The sequence below is a fragment of the Paenibacillus sp. WC2504 genome, from assembly GCF_052682475.1.
Genome location: NZ_JBQZFH010000001.1, coordinates 2,902,402 through 2,923,080 on the forward strand (window position 1 = coordinate 2,902,402; position 20,679 = coordinate 2,923,080).

General features: G+C 46.3%; 14 protein-coding genes and 2 pseudogenes. 12 read left to right on the plus strand and 4 right to left on the minus strand.

Annotation, left to right across the window (positions count from 1 at the left end):
* Positions 1–41: 41 nt before the first annotated feature.
* Complete coding sequence (locus ACUN27_RS12625; protein WP_326060857.1) at positions 42–1,271, minus strand: PASTA domain-containing protein; 1,230 nt, start codon at positions 1,269–1,271, stop codon at positions 42–44.
* 465 nt (positions 1,272–1,736) lie between these two features.
* Between ACUN27_RS12625 and ACUN27_RS12630 the strand changes: the two genes are divergently transcribed.
* The 3 genes and pseudogenes from ACUN27_RS12630 to ACUN27_RS12640 all read left to right on the plus strand — a co-directional run bounded on the left by ACUN27_RS12630 (position 1,737) and on the right by ACUN27_RS12640 (position 8,683).
* Positions 1,737–3,389: a hydroxysqualene dehydroxylase gene (locus ACUN27_RS12630; RefSeq protein ID WP_326060856.1), complete on the plus strand. Its 1,653-nt coding sequence runs from the start codon at positions 1,737–1,739 to the stop codon at positions 3,387–3,389.
* 98 nt (positions 3,390–3,487) lie between these two features.
* A pseudogene (locus tag ACUN27_RS12635) lies at positions 3,488–8,176 on the plus strand (AAA family ATPase); the annotation flags it as partial.
* A gap of 3 nt (positions 8,177–8,179) precedes the next feature.
* Positions 8,180–8,683, plus strand: coding sequence for a sensor histidine kinase (locus ACUN27_RS12640; protein ID WP_445560626.1), 504 nt, complete (start codon positions 8,180–8,182; stop codon positions 8,681–8,683).
* Between the two features lie 59 nt (positions 8,684–8,742).
* On the opposite strand, the gene ACUN27_RS12645 is transcribed toward ACUN27_RS12640, so the two are convergent.
* Positions 8,743–9,081: a L,D-transpeptidase gene (locus tag ACUN27_RS12645; protein ID WP_315952428.1), complete on the minus strand. Its 339-nt coding sequence runs from the start codon at positions 9,079–9,081 to the stop codon at positions 8,743–8,745.
* Between the two features lie 138 nt (positions 9,082–9,219).
* Between ACUN27_RS12645 and ACUN27_RS12650 the strand changes: the two are divergent.
* From ACUN27_RS12650 to ACUN27_RS12675, 6 genes and pseudogenes are all read left to right on the plus strand, one after another.
* A pseudogene (locus ACUN27_RS12650) lies at positions 9,220–10,386 on the plus strand (iron-containing alcohol dehydrogenase).
* Positions 10,383–11,306, plus strand: coding sequence for an EamA family transporter (locus ACUN27_RS12655; RefSeq protein WP_315952425.1), 924 nt, complete (start codon positions 10,383–10,385; stop codon positions 11,304–11,306). Before ACUN27_RS12650 ends, ACUN27_RS12655 begins: the two are co-directional and overlap by 4 nt.
* A 91-nt stretch (positions 11,307–11,397) precedes the next feature.
* On the plus strand, positions 11,398–11,526 hold the full coding sequence (locus tag ACUN27_RS12660; RefSeq protein WP_315952423.1) for an SDR family oxidoreductase: 129 nt from the start codon (positions 11,398–11,400) through the stop codon (positions 11,524–11,526).
* A gap of 159 nt (positions 11,527–11,685) precedes the next feature.
* The gene (locus tag ACUN27_RS12665) at positions 11,686–12,096 is read left to right on the plus strand and encodes a pentapeptide repeat-containing protein (RefSeq protein WP_445558996.1); all 411 of its coding nucleotides are present in this window, start codon (positions 11,686–11,688) and stop codon (positions 12,094–12,096) included.
* A 23-nt stretch (positions 12,097–12,119) separates the two neighbouring features.
* Positions 12,120–12,878, plus strand: a complete 759-nt coding sequence (locus tag ACUN27_RS12670; protein WP_445558997.1) for an AAA family ATPase — start codon at positions 12,120–12,122, stop codon at positions 12,876–12,878.
* Positions 12,879–12,880: 2 nt separating this feature from the next.
* On the plus strand, positions 12,881–13,675 hold the full coding sequence (locus ACUN27_RS12675) for a sporulation protein (RefSeq protein WP_315952418.1): 795 nt from the start codon (positions 12,881–12,883) through the stop codon (positions 13,673–13,675).
* 65 nt (positions 13,676–13,740) lie between these two features.
* Here the strand turns inward: ACUN27_RS12675 and ACUN27_RS12680 are convergent, their stop codons facing one another.
* Together ACUN27_RS12680 and ACUN27_RS12685 are read right to left on the minus strand one after the other, a co-directional pair.
* The gene (locus ACUN27_RS12680) at positions 13,741–15,549 is read right to left on the minus strand and encodes a cache domain-containing sensor histidine kinase (protein WP_315952417.1); all 1,809 of its coding nucleotides are present in this window, start codon (positions 15,547–15,549) and stop codon (positions 13,741–13,743) included.
* Positions 15,550–17,193 carry a response regulator transcription factor gene (locus ACUN27_RS12685; RefSeq protein WP_445558998.1) on the minus strand — a complete coding sequence of 548 codons (1,644 nt, stop codon included), beginning with the start codon at positions 17,191–17,193 and terminating at the stop codon, positions 15,550–15,552.
* Between the two features lie 220 nt (positions 17,194–17,413).
* Between ACUN27_RS12685 and ACUN27_RS12690 the strand changes: the two genes are divergently transcribed.
* The 3 genes from ACUN27_RS12690 to ACUN27_RS12700 are packed head-to-tail and all read left to right on the plus strand — an operon-like array spanning position 17,414 to position 20,672.
* Positions 17,414–18,799, plus strand: coding sequence for an ABC transporter substrate-binding protein (locus tag ACUN27_RS12690; RefSeq protein ID WP_445558999.1), 1,386 nt, complete (start codon positions 17,414–17,416; stop codon positions 18,797–18,799).
* On the plus strand, positions 18,759–19,769 hold the full coding sequence (locus tag ACUN27_RS12695; protein WP_445559000.1) for a carbohydrate ABC transporter permease: 1,011 nt from the start codon (positions 18,759–18,761) through the stop codon (positions 19,767–19,769). Before ACUN27_RS12690 ends, ACUN27_RS12695 begins: the two co-directional genes overlap by 41 nt.
* A 9-nt stretch (positions 19,770–19,778) precedes the next feature.
* Complete coding sequence (locus ACUN27_RS12700) at positions 19,779–20,672, plus strand: carbohydrate ABC transporter permease (protein WP_445559001.1); 894 nt, start codon at positions 19,779–19,781, stop codon at positions 20,670–20,672.
* Positions 20,673–20,679 lie beyond the last annotated feature (7 nt).

A 20,679-nucleotide genomic window follows, 5' to 3' on the forward strand; every position in this document is an offset into this window, starting at 1 on the left:
AGCCTCTCTGGATGAGAGGCTGTTTTGTTTCTTCCTACCTTTTATTGGCTTTGCTTACTCACCCAGAACGTTACACTATCGCCCTGAAATCCTTTGGTCCCAGGCTGAGGGTCTTGCTTAAAGACCGTACCGTCGGGAGAAGTGCTTGCTTCGATGAAATATTTGAAGCGTAGTCGCAGATCTAGGGCTTGCTGCTGTGCGTCAGCAAGTGATTTACCAACCAAATTGGGAATCTCTACTTCCACAGGCTGATTATTGGCATCCCCAACAAGTTTCGTTGGTACAGGTGTGGGGGTTGGGGTACTCGACGGTGGAGTCGGCGTAGCGGTTTGCACAGGCGTAGTAGCAACAGGCTGCTTCTTCTCTGAAGAAGGCCAAAGTATCCAACCGGCAATAGCCACAACGAACACGGCAGATGCTCCGATACCAACTTTACGTAGCCGGTTCTTTGTGTAACTTTGCTCGGATTCTTCATCCTCGTCCTCATCCTCATCCATTTCCTCTTCCGCGTGGGCGACCACCTGCGCCTTCTGGGATCGGGATGGGCGATGCATGGGTGCAGCGAAAGCTTCTTCTTTGAAGCTGGAAGGTTGTAAGCTGCGCAAACCAAATACGAAGGAGGATAGGGAAGCTTGGCCTTGACAGATGAGCTTCACTAGCTTAATAAGTGCAGCTTTCTGTTCGGGAGTAGCCGAAGGGATAGGCGTACGCTCTAACTGCGTATGGATTACTTCAAACGGGGTTGTACTCGGCTGCGTGCCGCTAAAGAGCTGAAGCATCAAGCGGCAGAGCCCGATTGCGCCTTGTGCTTGGGCATCCCCCTCATCCCAATAATTGATAACAGTAAGCTTATGATGATCATCTAGCCACAGGTTTTCGGCGGCTACGGAGAATCCGGTAATCCGTTCCTCCAAGGCATCAAGCAAGGAGACTCCCAGATCTGCGATCATCGTGATGATTTGATGGAATGTCCACGGTTGTTTATGGATGACACGAGAAAATAACGAACCTGGCTTAGCTTGTAAAATAATGGTTACAGAATCTTCTTCTACGGAAGTGTCCAGAATATGCTGAAAACCGTCATGGATGAAAGCAGCCTTGTGATGAAGAGTTCGCATATAATCTGCGCCAATCTGTCCGGGAACAAGCTTTATGTTATAAAGAAGAACTTTACGAGTCAGAAATACATCTTCTCCATCATGAAGAGTGCCCTGAGGTAAACTGATGATCCGGGTTCCCGGTATGTATCGTGTACCCATCTTGTTATGCATGGAATATCCATCCTCTCTTGATGGCATCATATGAGCATTGCCTATATTATATATGATTCGGTGAGATATAGGAATTTTGGTAGTCTGTTTGCTGCAACAACCATAGAAAAGCGAATTTTTAGTTTAAAATTATGATGATCGTTCGGAATAGGTGGGGTGAAAATAGGAGTAAAGTCGAGTTAAGATCCAGAGGTGAAGCTAATTCCTTCATAGACTTTACTGTACACCTTTTTGCCTGGTTTTGGAACAAGGGTTTAGCAAATTAAACGAGAATTTTATAATTCATAGATTATCTAGGTTACAATACTTGCAAAAATAATAACAAGACCCAATTTTGCTGAAAAACGATATCGGTTTTCAGTTTTTTTATGTTTCTATTGAACTAAAAGTCTATGATTCGAATTGCCTAGATGGTATGATAGTTTACAGATAATTTTACAATATGATCCAAATCGAGGGGGAATTATGGTGAAAAAAGTCGCAATTTTGGGTGGCGGCGTCGCTGGAATGAGCGCAGCACATGAACTAATCACAAGAGGTTATGAGGTATCGGTCTATGAGTTTAAGACTATACCGGGCGGGAAAGCGAGAAGCATGCCTTATGTAGGAAGCGGAGTCGACGGGAGAAGAGATCTTCCAGGTGAGCATGGCTTCCGATTGTTTCCACGTTTTTACAGACATGTCATTGATACTTTACAACATATTCCCTATGAAAACGGAACCGTATATGATAATTTAATGGAAGTAACAAGACTCGATATTGCGACTTTCACGGCAGCTTTGCTCCCATTGCTCGCGAAGATAGAGTTCAGCCTTGACAACTTCCTGGTTGTTATCCGTGATCTTTTCGATAATAATCTGGGTTTGACGATGGACGACATGGAGCAGTATGGACGTAAGCTATGGCAAGTTATGACCTCCTGCGAGGAGCGTATCCGCGAGGAATATAACCTGATCGATTGGTGGACATTCATCGAAGCCGAGCAGCAATCCCCTGCTTTCCAGAAAATATTTGCAGGTTTCACCAAAACCCTTGTCGCTTGCCAGTCCAAGATCGCCAACACACAAACGGTAGGTCCTGTAGCCACTCAAATGACACTGGACATCACAACGCCAGGAACGAGCTTTGTCCGACTTCTGAACGGTCCCACGAATGACAAATGGGTGAATCCTTGGCTATCCTTTTTAACAGAAAAAGGCGTTGACTATCATTTGGCTGCAAAGGTAGAGAGCATCGAGTGTGTTGATGGAGTCATTCGCAGCGCGAAGGTGACGGAGAACGGAGAAACGTTTGACGTTGAAGCGGATTATTACATTGCTGCCTTCCCGGTAGAGGTGATGGGGAAATTCATTACTAATGCAATGCTAGAAGCAGATCCAACACTTGCCGGCGTTCAGAAGTTGGTTGATTCTGTGGCGTGGATGAACGGGATCCAGTATTATTTGAAAGAGGATGTTACAATTACGCACGGCCATGTTATTTACTTGGATGCGCCTTGGTCGCTAACGTCCGTTTCACAGAAACAATTCTGGCCTGATGTTCATCTGAGCGAGTATGGCGATGGTACGGTTAAAGGCGTTCTGTCTGTCGATATATCCGATTGGGATACGCCAGGAATTTTATATGGTAAGCCAGCTACACATTGTACGGCAGAAGAGATCAAAGAAGAAGTCTGGGCTCAGATGAAGAAAAGCTTGAATGTGGACGGAGCCGTCATATTGGAAGATGAAGTACTGCATTGCTGGTTCCTCGATACCGATATCCAATTTGATAATCCTGAACATGCCTGCACGAATATGGAGCCGTTGCTGATTAACCGTGTAGGAACTTGGAATGATCGTCCGGAAGCGTATACCGCTATTCCGAATTTGTTCTTGGCGGCAGACTACGTTCGTACGAATACGAACCTTGCAACGATGGAAGGCGCCAATGAAGCGGCGCGCCGTGCGGTGAATGCGATTCTCGAACGAGACGGTTCAAAGGAGAAACCATGTAAGATATGGGAAATGTACACCTTTGAGCTGGGGCACCTCGACATATTAAAGCCGTATCATATCCATGATAAGCACCGTTTTGAAAAGGGACTTCCTTGGGACGGCAAGATTTTAGGTTGGTAATACATAGAAGATCAAATATCATTCCAGCGCGCTCCTTGATTGTTAAGGGGCGTTTGTCTGTGAAAGTACCTGGCAGCAAGTTTTACTAGGAGGATTTTATGTTAATTTTGCCGGAATATGAATTAATCAGACAGATTTATCAGGGCGACCGGACCGTGCTGTTCCGTGCCATCCATAAGCCGACTATGGAAAAAGTCATTATCAAAACCCTTCGGTCGGATTTTCCGGTTTCTGCGGATGTAGCACGACTGAAGCGAGAATACGAAATTGGCAAAATGCTTGACATAACCGGCATTGTGAAACCGCTGGGGCTGCCTAAATATCAGAACAGCATCGCGCTTGTTTTGGAGGACTTTGACGGCGACACCTTATCCTCTTACTTTCCTTTGTTTCGCCAGTCACTTCAGGCTTTCTTAACGGCGGCAATTCAGTTGGTCAAAATCCTCGGCAATATTCATCAGCGATATGTGATACACAAAGATATTAAGCCAAGCAACATTATTACGAATCCTGATAAAAAGATTATGAAACTGGCGGATTTCAGCATCTCCTCCTTTACTAGAGAGCGCCAGGAAATGTTAGATCCGCACCAGCTTGAAGGAACACTGAGTTATATGTCCCCGGAACAAACAGGCCGCATGAATCGGATTATCGATTATCGCTCGGACTATTATTCGCTAGGGGTAACTTTTTACGAAATGCTCACGGGCCGGCTTCCTTTTCAAACCGAAGATCCGGTGGAGCTTATTCATTGCCACTTTGCCGTGACGCCAATTTCTCCCGACAAGATTAGGATGGATATTCCGAAGCCGCTTGCCGAGATTGTCATGAAACTTTTGGCAAAAAACGCCGAAGACCGCTATCAAAGTGCTTACGGGATCATTCAGGATCTTGAACACTGTCTAATGATGGTCAATGCGCCGGATGAAATCCAAGACTTCACAATTGGTCTCTACGATATGACCGACATGTTTCAAATCCCGCAAGGGTTATACGGGCGTTCCCAGGAAATCGAAAAGCTGCTGCATGTCTATTCGCGCGCCATTCATGGCTCCGTAGAAGCCGTTTGGGTAACGGGGGAGTCCGGTTACGGCAAATCGTTCCTCATCGCAGAGACGATGAAGACGGTGATGAAGGACAATAGCTGGTTTTTGGCCGGGCGTTTTGAACCCGGCAAACAGCATGTCTCCTACCATGCGCTATCGAGAGCGCTTAGGCAGCTGGTCCGTCAGCTTCTGACGGAGAAGGATCAACAAATCGAAGAGTACCGAGGACAGTTGCTCAAAGTGCTCGGAACGAGCGGTAAAGTATTAACCGATCTCATTCCAGAGCTGAATCTGCTGATCGGCGAACAACCTCATGCGAAGCAGCTTCCGCCGCAAGAAACGCAAAACCGGTTGCATTTCTTATTACAGCAGTTTTTGCTCATCTTTTGCTCGAAAGACAGGCCCATCGTCTTGTTTCTTGATGACTTGCAGTGGGCGGATGCGGCCTCCTTGCAGTTTATCGATCTGCTTCTAAACGATTCACAGATGAGGCATTTCCTATTTATTGGGGCCTACCGAAGTGAACACGATACCAATTGGTTATCCTCCACGCATGTTCAACTGCTCGATAAGCTGCCGGAACGGCTTGTTGCGGAACGGATTGTGCTGAAGGCGCTGGAAATCGGCGATGTCAAGCAGCTAGTAGCTGAGTCATTAAAGACGGAAAACCATCAAGTAGCCGAGTTGGCACAGCTGATCCTGCAAAAAACAGGAGGCAATCCATTCTTCGTCAAACAATTTCTAACGGCCTTATACGAGCAAAATTTGCTTTCCTACAGCTATGAAGCCAATCGGTGGATTTGGGATATGAATGAAATTCAAAAGTTGCGAATTACAGACAATCTCATGTTCCTTTTGGCGGAAAAATTGCTGCGTATGCCGTCCAGAACGCAATATTTATTGCGTCAGGCAGCTTGCTTAGGTGCAACCTTTGATCTGGAGGCGCTTGGTATCATTGCGATGACGTCATTTGAGGATATTTTACAGGAATTGGAAATCTCTATCCAAACGGGTTTGATCATCCCTGTTGGTACGGATTATAAATTTTATACGGATTCGCAAGGCAATTCCGCCGCTCAAGACATTCGCTTTATGTTCGTGCATGATTCGATTCAGGAAGCTGTATATGGTTCGATCGAACAAGTCGATCTGCCTGAGACACATTTGCATATTGCGCGTAAGCTGCTGGAGTTCTTGCCTGAAGCACAAATTGAGCAGCGCTTATTCGACATCATCAACCATATGAACTTAGGTTCGGAGTTGTTGAAAGAGCGTCAAGAGCTTGTCAATCTGCTAGAGTTTAACTTGCGAGCTGGCCGTAAAGCCAAATCTTCGAATGCCTATCGTTCTGCGCTTCAATATTACAACAAGGCTTTGACGTTATTGAATCTGGTAGAAAATAAGGAGATGGAGGATCTCAGCTTCTCGATTCGGCTGGAAAAGTCCGAAGTCCTCTATTTGAACGGCCAAGCGGATGAAGCGGAAACTTCCTATGAACAGCTGCTCCTGGATGCCCGGACGAACGAGCTGAAGCTGGAAGTGTATAACTTACAGGTTATCTTGTACACCAACGTCGGAAAGCAACGTAAAAGTGTCGAAGTTGGCTTAAAAGCCTTGGCTGAACAAGGGATTCGTATTCCAAGCGAACCGACGAGCGCGAATATTTTTCTGGCCTATCTCAACCTCAAAGCTAAGATTGGGCGTAAAAATACACTGCAGCTGTATGATTTGCCAATCATGGAAGATGAATACCGCTTCAAATTGATGAGTTTGATGATGAGTATTGCGGTTTCGGCGTATTTCGTAAATACGAACTTATTCGTACTTTTTATGTTCATCATGACCAAACACGCGCTAAAATACGGCAATACACCGGTTATGGCCTACGTGTACGGCTCCTATGGATTAATCCTTGGCTCAGGTTTCGGTGATTATCAGTTAGGCTACCAGTACGGACAACTTGGCGAAAGATTGAATGCCCGTTTCCAATCCCATCAATACCGCAGTAAAAGCCACTTTTCCTTCGGGTTGTTCGTTACACCGTGGGTCAAACCGCTGCAAGTTAGCTTGGAGCATCTGAATGAGTCGTTCAAAAGTGGAATTGAAGACGGAGACTTGGTTTTCGCAGGCTACGCACTGACCTATCAGGTGCTGGCTAAGGATTTTCAAGGCGTGGCTCTTCCGGAAGTACAAGAAGATCTGAATAAGAACTATCGCATCCTGGAGCAAACCAACCATCATGACACTCTGCTTATGTTAGAAATGCTGCGCATGGTGATTCAGAATCTGGAAGGAAAAGCCGGAAATCCCCTGATCGTCGGCACGGACGAAGCAGCGGAAGAGCGGTTTGTCCAAAAGCTGATTATTCACCCTAATCAAGTCATTATACATGAGTATAAGGTTAAAAAAATGATGCTGTATTATTTGTTCGGTCAATACGAAGCTGCTTTAAAGACCGGCAAAGAAGCAGAGCCGATGCAGGCTGTCTCTTTCGGATTGTTCCACATTCCTGAGAACTATTTCTATTATGTTTTATCCATTGCCGCTGTGTATAAGGATGCAACCATATTTGAGCAGAAGCTTTACGCCAAGCAAATAGGTAAAATGCTGCGCAAAATGGACAAGTGGGCGACTCACTGTCCGGAAAACTTCTTGCACCTTAGCTCCTTGATGCGTGCCGAGTGGAGCCGTGTCACGGGGAATTTCCAGAAAGCCGAGCAGGACTACGAGTTGTCCATCCGGCAAGCAAGGGAGCAGGGCTTCATCCAACATGAAGCGATCGCTTGCGAGCTGGCAGGGAGGCTCTACAAGGATGCCGGCCGCGAGAAGATCGCAAAAACCTACTTCATTGATGCTTATTATGGCTATTTAAGTTGGGGAGCTAAAGCGAAAGCCGATGAGTTAAAGCTGCGTTATCCAAACTATCTGACCTCACTTAAGGAGCAGCAGGACTGGAGTACGACGAATATCAGCGACTATTCGCTGCAGGCTCTGGATTTTATGACGATTATGAATACGTCCAGATCCTTATCCAGTGAAGTCAATTTGGAGCAGCTCATCAAACGATTGATGGAAATCGTTACTTATTCGTCAGGCGCAGAGCGAAGCATCCTTGTTCTGAAGGAGAAAGAAAGCCTGTATGTCGAGGCGGAAATGCTTGCGACGGAAGGCAAAGATTCCTGCACGGTGAGCTCGGTTGCTCTGGAAACGCGGGAAGATCTTCCGGCCGCTGTGATTCATTTCGTTGCCCGGACCAAGGAAGGCGTCGTGTTGGACGATGCCGCGAATAAAGGCATCTTCACGCATGATCCTTATATTCGCGCCGCTGAGGGCAAATCGATTTTCTGTGAACCGATTCTGCATCAGGGCAATCTCGTCGGCGTCTTTTATCTGGAAAATAACTTGATTCGCAATGCCTTTACATCGGACCGCCTTGATATTATCAAGCTGCTGTCCGCGCAGGCGGCGATTTCGATTGAAAATGCCAGACTTTATAACGACTTGGAGTCCAAAGTGAAAGAGCGTACGAATGAATTGATCCTGATGGAGACTTCGCGGCGCGATTTGCTTTCGAATATTTCTCACGATTTGGGTACACCGCTGACTTCCATTCAGGGCTACGTCGAGGCGATTCTGGACGGTGTGATCCAGGAGCCCGAAGAACAAAGAAAGTACCTTTCGGTTGTGCATATGCGCATTGTCGGTATTCAGCGATTGATTACCGATCTCTACCAACTGAGCCGCTTGGAAACAAAGCAGTTCCATTTCCAGCTTGCGCCAACTTCCTGTCAGACCATGGTGCGCCAGCTTTTTGCCAAATATGAGCTGGACTGCGCCAATGCGGGTATCACTTACACTCTCGATATGGTGAATTCGGAAGATGAAGAGATGTTGTTAACCGTTGATACGGATCGGATCGAGCAGGTGTATGCCAATATTATTTACAATGCCATTAAGTTTTCGGCTAAAGGCGGCTTCATTCATGTGCATGTGGACATCAAAGGCGATCCGCGCCAACTTGTGATTCGGGTGACCGACACAGGCGTGGGGATCAGCGAAGAGGATCTGCCGCACATATTTGAAAGGTTCTATAAGGTTTCCAAATCACGCAGCACATCCGGCGGAAGCGGACTTGGTCTTGCGATTGCCAAAGAGATTGTCCAATATCATGGAGGGCAGATCTGGGCGGAGAGCCGTCTAGGCAAAGGCTGCAGTATCTCGTTCTCTTTGCCGGTACACCGGATTTAATGAGTCTAGAAATGAATAGGCTGTCCCTCGGTCATTATGATGACTGTTGGGACAGCCTATTAAGGTCGTATCGTCACACGGGTATGAATCGGCACGAGTGCGGCCAGTTCAAGCACATCTTCGTTGTACATTCGGATGCATCCGTGAGAGGTACGTTTGCCAATGGAGGAGGGGTCGTTGGTGCCATGAATACCGTAATGCGGTCTGCTCAATCCCATCCAGAAGACGCCGAAAGGACCGCCAGGATTGGGCTGTTTATTAATAATCGTATACTCGCCGATGGGTGTACGGGTTACCATCTTGCCGATTCCCACCGGGAATGCGCGTACAACGCGATTTACATCAAGCAAATATAATTGGAAATCGGACAGGTCAATAATAATGCGGTAATTGGGCATGGGATATTCACCTCGGTCTATCTTATGTAGGTACATGAGAAACGACAGGGCGCCAAACCTTTTTCGAAATTAAAACGGAGTTGTGGTATACTGCATTAGTTAGAAATCAGATATCAGTCATCCAAGGGAGCTACAATCATGCAATCTTTTTTACAATTCAATCCAACGAAATTATGGTTCGGCAAAGGGCAAATTGAGCAGTTAGCGCAGGAACTAGGCACTCCTGGCAAGAAGGTGCTGCTCGTATTTGGCGGCGGAAGCATTAAGAAAAATGGCGTTTACGAAGCTGTTAAACAGCAGCTTGACCATATGCAAGCGGACGTGTATGAAATGTCAGGCGTTGAGCCGAACCCGCGGCTTACGACAGTGAAGAAGGGGATCGAACTGTGCCGGGAGCAGGGTATTGAGCTGATTCTAGCTGTAGGCGGCGGTAGTGTGATTGACTGTGCCAAAGCAATTTCAGTTGGCGTTTATTATGATGGTGATGTTTGAGATATTATTACGCGCAAGGCTGTCCCTTCTAGAGCACTGCCATTCGGAACGGTGCTAACGTTGGCGGCCACGGGTTCTGAAATGAACAACATTTCAGTCATTACTCACTGGGAGAAAAACGAGAAGCGCGGCTGGAGCAGCCCCTTGGCCTATCCGGCTTTCTCTATTTTGGACCCGGAGTTTACGTATTCGGTGCCCTTGGATCAAACGGTGTACGGCATTGTGGATATGATGTCTCATGTGCTCGAACAGTATTTCCACCTCACCGAAAATACGCCAATGATGGATCGTTTCATGGAATCGGTTCTCTTAACGATCATGGAGGCTGCGCCTAAACTGCTTGAGAACCTGCACAGTTATGAACATCGAGCAACGATCATGTATGCGGGAACTACCGCTTTTAACGGGTTATTATCCAGCGGGACCGATGGCGGAGACTGGGCATCTCACCAGATCGAGCACGGCTTGTCCGCGGTGTATGATATTCCGCATGGCGGAGGTCTTGCCATCATTTATCCGAACTGGATGAGACACTGCGCAGAAGATGATCCTTCACGGATGACCAAGCTGGCGTTGGCTGTGTTCGGTGTTGATCCCGCAGGCAAAACCGATCACGAAATTGCATATGAAGGCATTGAGGCGCTGCGTCAATTCTGGAATTCGCTAGGTGCGCCGAACTGTTTAGCGGACTATGACATTAGTGATGCCAGACTTGAGGAATTAATTCATAAGTCCTTTATGAAGGAGCAAGTGGGAAGTTACAAAATCATGACGCGTGATACGGTCAGAGATATTCTGACGAAATCGCTATGATGAAATATTATTTGTTCGTGTTGGCTGGCGCATGCAGCTTTGGATTGTTATCCACTTTTGTCAAAAAAGCGTATGAATCGGGCTTCCAAGTGGGGGAAGTGGTTGGCAGCCAAAATTTGTTCGGCGTGCTGATGATTTGGATCTTGGTTCTTGTTACAGCCAAATCCAATCGAGGCGGCAGCGCCGAGACCAAGAAGTATAAAGTGGCACCGCGGCAAGCCTTGTCGCTCATGGCGGTTGGAACAACCTCAGGCTTAACGGGTATTTTTTATTACGCAGCTTTGCAATATATCTCAGCTTCCTTTGCCATTATTCTTTTGTTTCAATTTACCTGGATCGGAATTTTGCTTGAGGCGATAACAGAGCGGAAACGGCCTGGAAAAGATAAAATATTCGCGCTCATCATCCTGTTTATCGGAATTATTATGGCAAGCGGATATTTAGGTGGCGGGCAAGAAGCACCGTCATGGATTGGAATCAGTCTGGGGCTTCTCTCTGCGCTAACTTATGCCTTATTCATTATGTTTAGCGGCAAAGTTTCCAGCGCGATTGCGCCAATTACTCGCAGTGCTATTATGCAGTCAGGATCGTTAATCCTGGTAATGCTGGTTTATCCGCCGCATTTTCTGTTCAACGGCTCTTTACATGAAGAACTTCTGCCTTGGGCGCTTCTGCTTGCATTCTTCGGTGTCGTCATACCGCCGTTGTTTTTCGCGATTGGCGTTCCTCGGATCGGCGGTGGCATCGCGACAATTATGAGCGCGGCTGAATTGCCGACCGCAGTCATCATGTCCTTCGTCGTGCTTCATGAAACCGTCCATAGCATACAATGGATTGGTGTTATTATTACAATGGTTGGTATTGCTTTGCCAGAATTGATGAAGCTGCGGAAGCGGCGGAGTCAAACGGGCGTAAATTAGAATCAGGTGAACTCTGCATCATGATGGTGAGGGAGTTCACCTTTTTGTTATGCTGGGGGAATTTTGAGCAAGTATCGAAGTTAAAGCTGCGTTGGCGAGGGCGACGGCATCTGCTGCTATTGATCTTGCGCCTCACGGCATCCGCGTCAATTGCATCGGGCCGGGAGCGATTGACACCAGAGACGGCAGCTTGGAACCGCTGCATGTAGTGTCTCATTGATTTTATCCGGTGCCACATCAGTGCCATCGGCGGCTGACGCCTGCTAGAAATTTGGCTTCTTGCAGTTTGCCTGAGAGCCATTTTCGTGTAAAGTGAAATGTGAGCACTCTATTAGATGTCCATGTATATGAATCTGCTGAAAAGGCGAGGTTGATGAGATTGAATTTGAAAACGGAGAAATTAAATCTACAGATGGCGGATATCACGGGTTCAAAATTTGAAAAAGTGAAAGCTGAGGATCTTGTTTTTGACAATGTGAATCTGGCAAACACAAAGATTCATAATGCGAATATGAGCGGCATGATACTAGATGACATCAATATGCAGAATACAAAGTTTTCGAATATCAACCTTTCGAATACGAGCATTCAGAATGCCAACTTCAGCAACGCTCAGATCGAGCATGTTCATTTTGTAGACACTTCATTTACGAAATGCAAACTAGCCAATACCAAGATCGCCAACTGTGATTTGACAGATGCGGAGCTTACAGATTGTGAACTCAAAGGCATGAGAATTAATGGCATTCTAGTTGAAGATTTACTCAAAAACTATTCAGCTAACCAATAAGTCAGGAGTAACAGGAGGCGCGAATGCCATTTTTACAGCGAATAACCTTGGACTGGTCGGAGCTGTCCGAAGCGGATCAAGCTGCATTTCCGTTTAACATTAAGCCCATTCGCCAAATCGATGAGCTCAAGTTCCGATCGAATGTCACCTTTTTTATCGGAAATAATGGTTCGGGGAAGTCAACGCTGCTGGAGGCGATCGGTGTCTCCTGTGGCTTTAGTGTGGTCGGAGGCCGAGATTTAACGATCAAGAAAGAAAAAGATGATGAATCGCTGGCGAATATCATGAGATTATCGTGGCTGCCCAAAGTCAGTCACGGACTCTTTTTCCGTGCGGAGACCTTTGATACGTTTGCCGGTTATATCGATGAACTGGCGAAGGATCCGTATATTGGATTTCAAGCTTACGCGCCATATGGAGGCAAATCCCTGAATGAGCAGTCGCATGGACAAGCATTCTTGACCTTTTTCCGGAACCGGTTCGGCCGCAAAGGCTTGTACCTGCTGGATGAGCCTGAGTCGGCGCTTTCGCCACAGAATCAGTTGGCTTTCCTCGGCATGATTCGGGAATTGGAGAAATCAGGTCAGGCGCAATTTATTATAGCTACGCATTCCCCGATCATCATGGCGTATCCAGGTGCGCAAATTTTGCAGTTTACTGAAACCGCCATCGAGCCAATCTCGTATGAAGATACGGATCATTTCAATTTAACGAGAGATTTCTTGAATCATCGGGAGCGGTATTTTCGGGCTCTTTTTGATGATGATGAAGCGGAGGAATAATCATGTCTTTTTTTAAGAAGATGATGGCTAAAGTAGGAATTGGGAACATTGAAATCGACACGCAGTTCCATACGGAGGCTTTCATTCCCGGGGAGCTTGTAGAGGGAGTCATCGTTGCCAAAGGCGGCAGTGTAGAGCAGAAAGTGGACAGAATCTATTTTCAAATCATGACGGAATACCTCAAGCCGGCAAATAACGACGCAAATCGGATGCACAGAGAAACGGTTGTAATTGCTAATATTCTGCTCGGCGAAAGTTTTGTTTTTGAACCCGGAGAATCGGTCGAAATTCCTTTTCATTTCGTACTGCCGCACGAGACGCCTATTTCTATTGGTGTAAGCCCGATATGGATCCGTACAGGCATGGACGTGGACAACGCGGTTGATCCTTCCGATCGTGATCCTATTGAGGTATTGGCTCACCCGCACACGTCGGTTATTTTTGAAGCGCTGGAGGAACTCGGTTTTCATTTACATAAAGCAGAGAATGAATATTATCCGCAGCGCAATTATCATCTGCCATTTATTCAAAATTTCGAATTTGTACCGTATCAAAATGGGGAGTACCGCAGCTCCGTAGATGAGTTGGAGCTTGTTTTCTACCCGGATGAGAATGGCGTTGAAGTTCTTCTGGAATTTGACCGCAGAACGCGGGGGTTTGGCGGGCTTTTATCGGATATGCTGGATACGGATGAGTCCCATCACCGTTTCTTTTTCAGCGTAGATGAGCTCGAGGAAGGCGCTGAATCCGTGGCGGATCAGTTCCGGGGCATTTTTGACGATTTGCTGGATAGGTAACACGCACCCGATACACCAAAGGGACTGTTCCAAAAGATCATGTGATCTTTTGAAACAGTCCTTTTCTATTTGATCGGAAGGCGAATGATCACCGTGGTGCCTTGCCCCGCTTGGCTGTACAAGGTCAGGCCGTATTGTTCGCCGAAGTAGAAACAGATACGATCGTGAACATTTTTAATTCCGATATGGGCTTCGTCTAACGTGTTGGAAGGCTGGGCGAGCCTTAGTTGCAGCTGCTGCAGCTTCTCTTCGTCCATCCCCACACCATTGTCTTTGATCATGATGAGCATATCATTGCCGGATTTTACCGTAGACACCTCAAGCAAACCTGGCCCGCTTAACCGCTCCAACCCATGCACGATCGCATTTTCGACGAGAGGCTGTAGTGAGAAGTGAATGACCTGTATATCGGCGCTCTCTTCCGCAAGCTTCTCGGAATACTGGATTTTATCACCGAAGCGGAGCTGCTGGATTTTCACATATAACCGAATATGTTCAAGCTCTTCACGCAGTGACGCGGTTTCTTTGCCGGTCTGAATCTGAATACGGAACAGACGACCGATCATGCCGACCATCTCACTAATTTCCCGCTGACCGTTAATGACGGCTTTCATTTGGATGGATTCGAGTACATTGGCGAGAAAATGGGGGTTAATTTGGCTTTTTAAGGCACCGAATTGAGCTATTTTTTGCTGTACCATCGCCGTGGCCGAGCGCTCGATATAGCTTTGCAGATCTTCCACCATTTTACGGATGCCCTGGTACAGCACACCGAATTCATCCTGACGGTCGCTGCTTAAATCAACGTCGAATTTCCCTAACCCGACCAATTTAACCTGTCTGCTAAGCAGAATAATCGGCTTGGTCACACGCGCAGACAAGATGAACATGAAGAGGAGCGCTGTGCCCAGAGAGAGGAAGGCTAAGGTCAGAACTATTTTAATCAAAATATCAGCTTGCTTGGTCATTTCTTTCTCATCGATATATTGGATGACTTTCCAACCGGAATACGAAGAAGTGACAAAGTTAATATACGAGTTAACCCCAGAGAAGTTGGCATAAAAACTTCCCGTTTCGTTGTTCAGTACGGATTGAATGGCTTGCTCCTTGAGCGTTGCCGACAGATTGCTTATCGACTGATTGCGGTTGGAATTGTAAATCACGCCGCCTTTATCATCAATAATGATGAAATTCCGCTTCCGATCTTCCGACAGCTTCAGAATTTCCCTTAAAGAATCCAGACGAATGTCAATGAGCATGACACCGATGGGCTGTTTGCTGCCTACTTTGTTAATGACTCTGGCGATGGAAATAACGGATTCTTTGGCGTTGACCCGATGAAAAGGAAGATGTGCGCCGAAAAGTACGATTCCGCCTGCCTTTTGCTGTGTCTGGAGATACCAATCTTCATGTGTAAAATCCTTCACATCGTAGTCGGAACGATTGAAATTCATCGAGTAAAACATTCTTGAACCTGCGTAAATTTGAACGCTGTCCACGTTCTTGATCGTCATCTCGATGGAACTGATAAAATGCTCGATAATGTTGCCGTATACAATCATTTGATCGTTGCCGCTGTCATCGCCAGCTATCGTCCAATGCTCCAGCGCTCCTTGCAGCTGTCCGTCCATTTGTGCGTTCAGCGTACCTTTTTCGATACTTTGCAAGTACTGATCAATGTTAAAGGACAAATTCGTAAGAATTAAGTTGGAGCTGCTTTGGTACTCGTTTTTGACGGCTTGTATGGAAAATAAGTAGATGATAACGGAAATGATTAATAAAGGAATTGTAATAATCAGGATCATCAGTACAAAAATTTGATGGTTGACGTGCTTCATCCGGAACTGTCGAGTCAGTTGTTTCCACTGCAGCATTTAGGACCAACCCCACTTTTTTCGGTATTCGGTGGGTGTCATTAGGGCGATGATGCCGAAGGTTTTGACGAAATGCTTGTAGCTTTTGTACCCGCACATCGTACAGATGTCCGTTACTAATAAATCGGGCTTCTTTAAAAGCTCTTGAGCGTAGGCAATTCGAATTTCCGTGACGAAGCGCATGTAATTTTTATCTAATTTTCTTTTGAACAGGCGGCTTAAGTAGGAAGGGTTGTAGAAAAATCGGTCGGCGACCATTTGCAGTGTCACATCTTCCGCGATGTTCTGCTTAATGAAAGAGGCGATGTGTTCAAAAATGAGCACGTCCTGCTGCTGGTCCGAAAGCGTGCCATCCTGAGACAATGTTCCGAGCTGAGCCATCCAATCACCGAGCCAGTCGAAGAGAGCCTCCAATGTTGAGAAATCATCCACGAAGGCAAGGCTTAACAGTTTGTCGCTGTAGACGCTTTCAAACGGGATGCTGTTTTTATTGGCAAAGTGAATGCAAACGCCGATGAGTTCCTGCAAAAAGGCAAGCCAACGTGCAGGCGCAATTTGCAGCATGTGAGCTAGATTGTCCTTCTCGAATCGGTGCAAGAGTTTTTTGATTTCCTCTGCATTAGCAATTTCTAAGCAGGTATAGAGTTGCTTTTTATCTTGATCATTCAAATGAATGGTGGATGTTTTGCCTGAATACGCCGTCTCGCCCGAGGCTGCAAGAAACACATGCCGGCCAGGTTCATAATACCGCTGCCATAATGCTTTATCCGTCTGGTGCATCAAATGGCCTAATTCAGGCAGCCTATCTGTTGATTCGCCGATGGCCATGAAAATAGAAGTTTGGCTCACTTCTCCCGCCTGCTTCAACAAACGCTCCTGTTGTTGAAAAGCAAATCTCAGATCGACCTGCGCACAGGGGCTATTTAAGATTGCAATCCCGTATAACTTGGATCTATACATGTAGGTAATAATTTGACGTGCCGTTTCAGTCGAATACAGCGAAGAAATCATATCATCGATCCAAGTGGCCGACAACAGCTTGATACTATTTTTGGCAAGAGGAGCAGCTGTTTTCACAGGCAACCACGAGATAACAAAAGGGACATACGCATAGTTGTCGCTTTGGAATTCAAAGAGATGCTGCAGCTTTCCCTCTTGAGCCGCAGCGAGATCAGGTTCCTCCAGCAAAAGCTGAAGCCATTCGCTGCCCTTGGACAGCTTGCTTTCTTGGATGAGCTCGGAGTGGGTTTCCCGCTTCTTCTGCCTAGCTACAATTTCTTGTAGACAGCTTTGGATCGTGGCTAGACTTTCTTCGTATTCGAGCGGTTTGAGCAAAAAGCCATGAACGCCACCCAACCGTATGGCTTGCTGTGCATAGGCAAATTCATTGAAACCTGTCAAAATGACAAACACCGTATCTGGAAGCTGAGGGCGCAAGTGCTCAATCATCTCAAGCCCATCCATCTCCGGCATGCGGATATCCGTAATAATGAGATGAGGTTTCTCCTGTAATGCCATTGTTAGTCCATTTTTCCCGTTGTCCGCTTCTACAATATGGGAGACCTCAAGATCCTGCCAGTTAAAATAATGCTTGATGCCTGTGCGAATGAGTGGCTCATCCTCGACAATGAGTAGTTTATACATGGAATCCCCCGAAAGATTATGGCCTTCTCTGTTCTTTTCCTAAATTATATACTAAAATCGCTACAAAACGTGTTTGAAAAAGATCGAAAAGCAAATAGGTCAGAATACGACCATAGATGTAAAACCAGTGGGATTTTGCCATGGATGGATATGTTTTATGCTTAGAGCAAGGGATGAAAGCGAAATTATTCGTTCCTATAACGATAATGGGGGTACTTAGATGAGAGCAATGAAAAAAGGGCTGATGACCGTTTTAGGCGTAGCGCTAGTAGGATCCCAATTGGTTGCATGCACCAGTAATTCGGAAGGAAGTAAACCGGCCTCATCGCCGGACACAGCAAAACCTGCAGCGACTCAAGCGGCAGCTAAGCCTTTTGAAATTACTTGGTGGAACTTTCCCAACTTCCAAACGTTGGATGGGGAAGTCGGCAAATACGAGAAACAAATCATTGCAGCATTTAATCAAAAATATCCGGAAATAAAAGTCAATCTTGAAATGATTACATTCGATGGAGGCCCGCAAAAGCTGAATGTCGCGATTGCGTCCAACACGGCGCCTGACGTCATTTATGATGCTCCAGGACGTATTATTGATTGGGGCAAGAAAAAATTGCTCGCACCTTTAAACGATATGGTTACCCCTGAAGTTAAAAATGACATTGCTCCGGCTTTCTGGAAGCAGTCGACTGTCGGCGATCAGATCGTCATGTATCCGCTGAATACGGGGCCGTTCATGATGGCTGTGAACAAAACCGTGTTTGAGAAAATCGGCGCTGTCGATCTACTTCCGCTGAACAAGCCGGATAGAACGTGGACGGTAGCGGAATATGAAAAAGCGCTGCAAGCTGTGAAAGATAAAGCACCGGAAATGATTCCAACCGGCTTCTTTGCGAAAAGCACGGCAGGTGATCAAGGCACTCGCGCCTATTTGGCTAACATGGGGGTTTCAAGATTCCTGTCCGAGGATAACTCGAAAGTTGCGATTAATACCGAGAATGCCGGCAAGGCGCTGGATTGGGTTGTCAAAGCAACGAAAGACAAGATCAGCGTAGCGGGAGCAGCCTCCCTGGCCGCGTCTGACGTCAACGACTTGTTTTTACAAGGAAAACTGGCCTTCACCCTGAACTACTCGCCGGTGTTGAAAGCGCAAAACGTTGCGAATAAAAAAGTACCTTTCGAGGATATTCTGCTTCCATTCCCGACACTGGATGGTTCGAAACCTAAGCTTGAGCCATTCCTTGGGGGGCTTGCGATTTTCAACAACGGTAATGCTGATAAAATTGCAGCTTCCAAGAAATTTATCGATTTTGTTGTGAATGATCCCGTTTGGGGTAAAAAGAATGTCATCCAGACCGGTGGTCTATCCGCACGCACGTCGGTAACCGGCTTGTATGACGACCCTGAGTATAAATACGCGGACCTGGCGCGCCAATTTATCACGGATCCTCCCACAATTGCAGACGGCTATGCGGAAATCCGCACATTCTGGTTCCCTGAGCTGCAGCGCGCATTGACAGGAACAGCAACAGGAAAAGAGGCGCTTGACGCCTTTGCGGCCAAAGCCAATGAGGCAATTGCCAAAGCGAAAGCGCAAGTTCAAAAATAAGCAGCAATGGCAGGAGGAGCAGCGCAGCAAGCGGCGCTGCTCCTTCACTAAACACGAGAAATGGGGAAAAGGAATGGAAGCAACGGTTAGCAAATCGAGAAATATGGTCCTGCGCGACTGGCTGATGAGCTATCTCTTTTTACTTCCAGCGTTTGGATTTTTTCTGATTTTTGTCGCATATCCGATGCTAAAAGGTATTTACATCAGCTTTTTCGATTATTCTTTGAGAACTTTTGATTTTATAGGCTTAGATAATTACGTTTCCTTAATGCATAACGAAACATTTCTTAAGTCCATGCGAAATACGATTTTGTTGGTTGTAATTGCGGTGCCGATCGTCATCGTATTTTCCATCTTTGTAGCCGTTAATATTTACAAAATGAAGGAATTTTCCAGATCATTTTTCCGTGGTGTATTTTACTTGCCTGCCGTATCTTCGGTTGTCAGCATTACGGTCGTATGGGGTTGGATTTATCATCCCAACTATGGAATTTTGAATTATATCATCGGTCTATTCGGTTTCGATCCGATATCGTGGTTAGGCGATACAAGAACTGCGCTGCTCGCGATCATTGCTGTTTTGATTACAACGTCTGTTGGGCAGCCCATCATTCTGTATGTCGCTTCGCTGGGCAACATTCCTACCTCCTATATCGAAGCGGCGGAGATTGATCGTGCAACTCCGTGGCAAATTTTCACCAAAATCGTATGGCCTATGCTCATGCCGACGAATCTTTATGTGATTGTCATAACGACAATTAACACGTTCCAGTGTTTCGCATTAATTCAGCTGCTAACCTCGGGCGGTCCCGTTTACAGCACATCGACGGTGATGTATGGCGTGTACGAGCAAGCTTTTATGCTCGGGCATTTCGGTCTTGCTTCTGCAATGGGTATTATATTGGCCATCGTAATTGGCATCATATCCGTTATTCAATTCAAATATTTTGGCAGCGATGTTGAGTACTAGGAGGTCATCATGACAGCAAATACACATGTGCACGCACACGCCGGCAGTGTCAGAAAACAGCGGCTCACCGGAAATAAACGTACATGGACGCCGACGAAAGTGGTCTCCACCGTGCTTTTAATTCTTTCAACGATTGTGTTTATTTTTCCCTTTTATTGGATCATGACCGGTGCATTCAAAATTCAGACGGTTGCCACAGCGATACCTCCTGAATGGTTTCCGCTTAAACCCACGCTCAGCAATTGGCTTGAATTGTTTAAGAACCCGATTTGGCGTTGGACGCTGAACAGCTTCACCATCTCTATCGTAGAAATGATTGCGGTTTGCCTCGTTTCTTCGACGGCCGGCTATGTGCTTGCGAAAAAGCTTTTCCCGGGACGCAGAATTATTTTTACGATGTTCATCGCGGCAATGGCGCTGCCGAAACAAGTTATTCTTGTTCCGCTTTTTACGATGTTGGCGGATTTTGGTTGGGTTAATACGTATTATGGGCTTATTTTGCCGGCAATCGGCTGGCCATTCGGTGTATTCCTGATGAAGCAGTTCGCTCAGACCATTCCAGGAGAATTGATGGAAGCGGCCAAAATGGACGGTTGTTCGGAGATCCGCTTGTTCTCCACGATCATTTTACCATTGCTCAAACCGGCACTCGGTGCGCTTGCAATTTTCACCTTTATCGCTTCCTGGAACGATTATTTCAGTCAGCTCATTATGATCCGCTCGACGACAATGATGACCTTACCGTTAGGTGTGTCTATGATGACGATGCAAAGTGAGTTTATGACGAATTATGGTGTACTCATGGCTGGAGCTGCATTGGCATCTGTTCCTATGATTGCAATTTTCCTAGTGTTCCAAAAAGCGTTCACACAAGGCATTACAATGGGTGCCGTAAAAGGATAAATAAAGA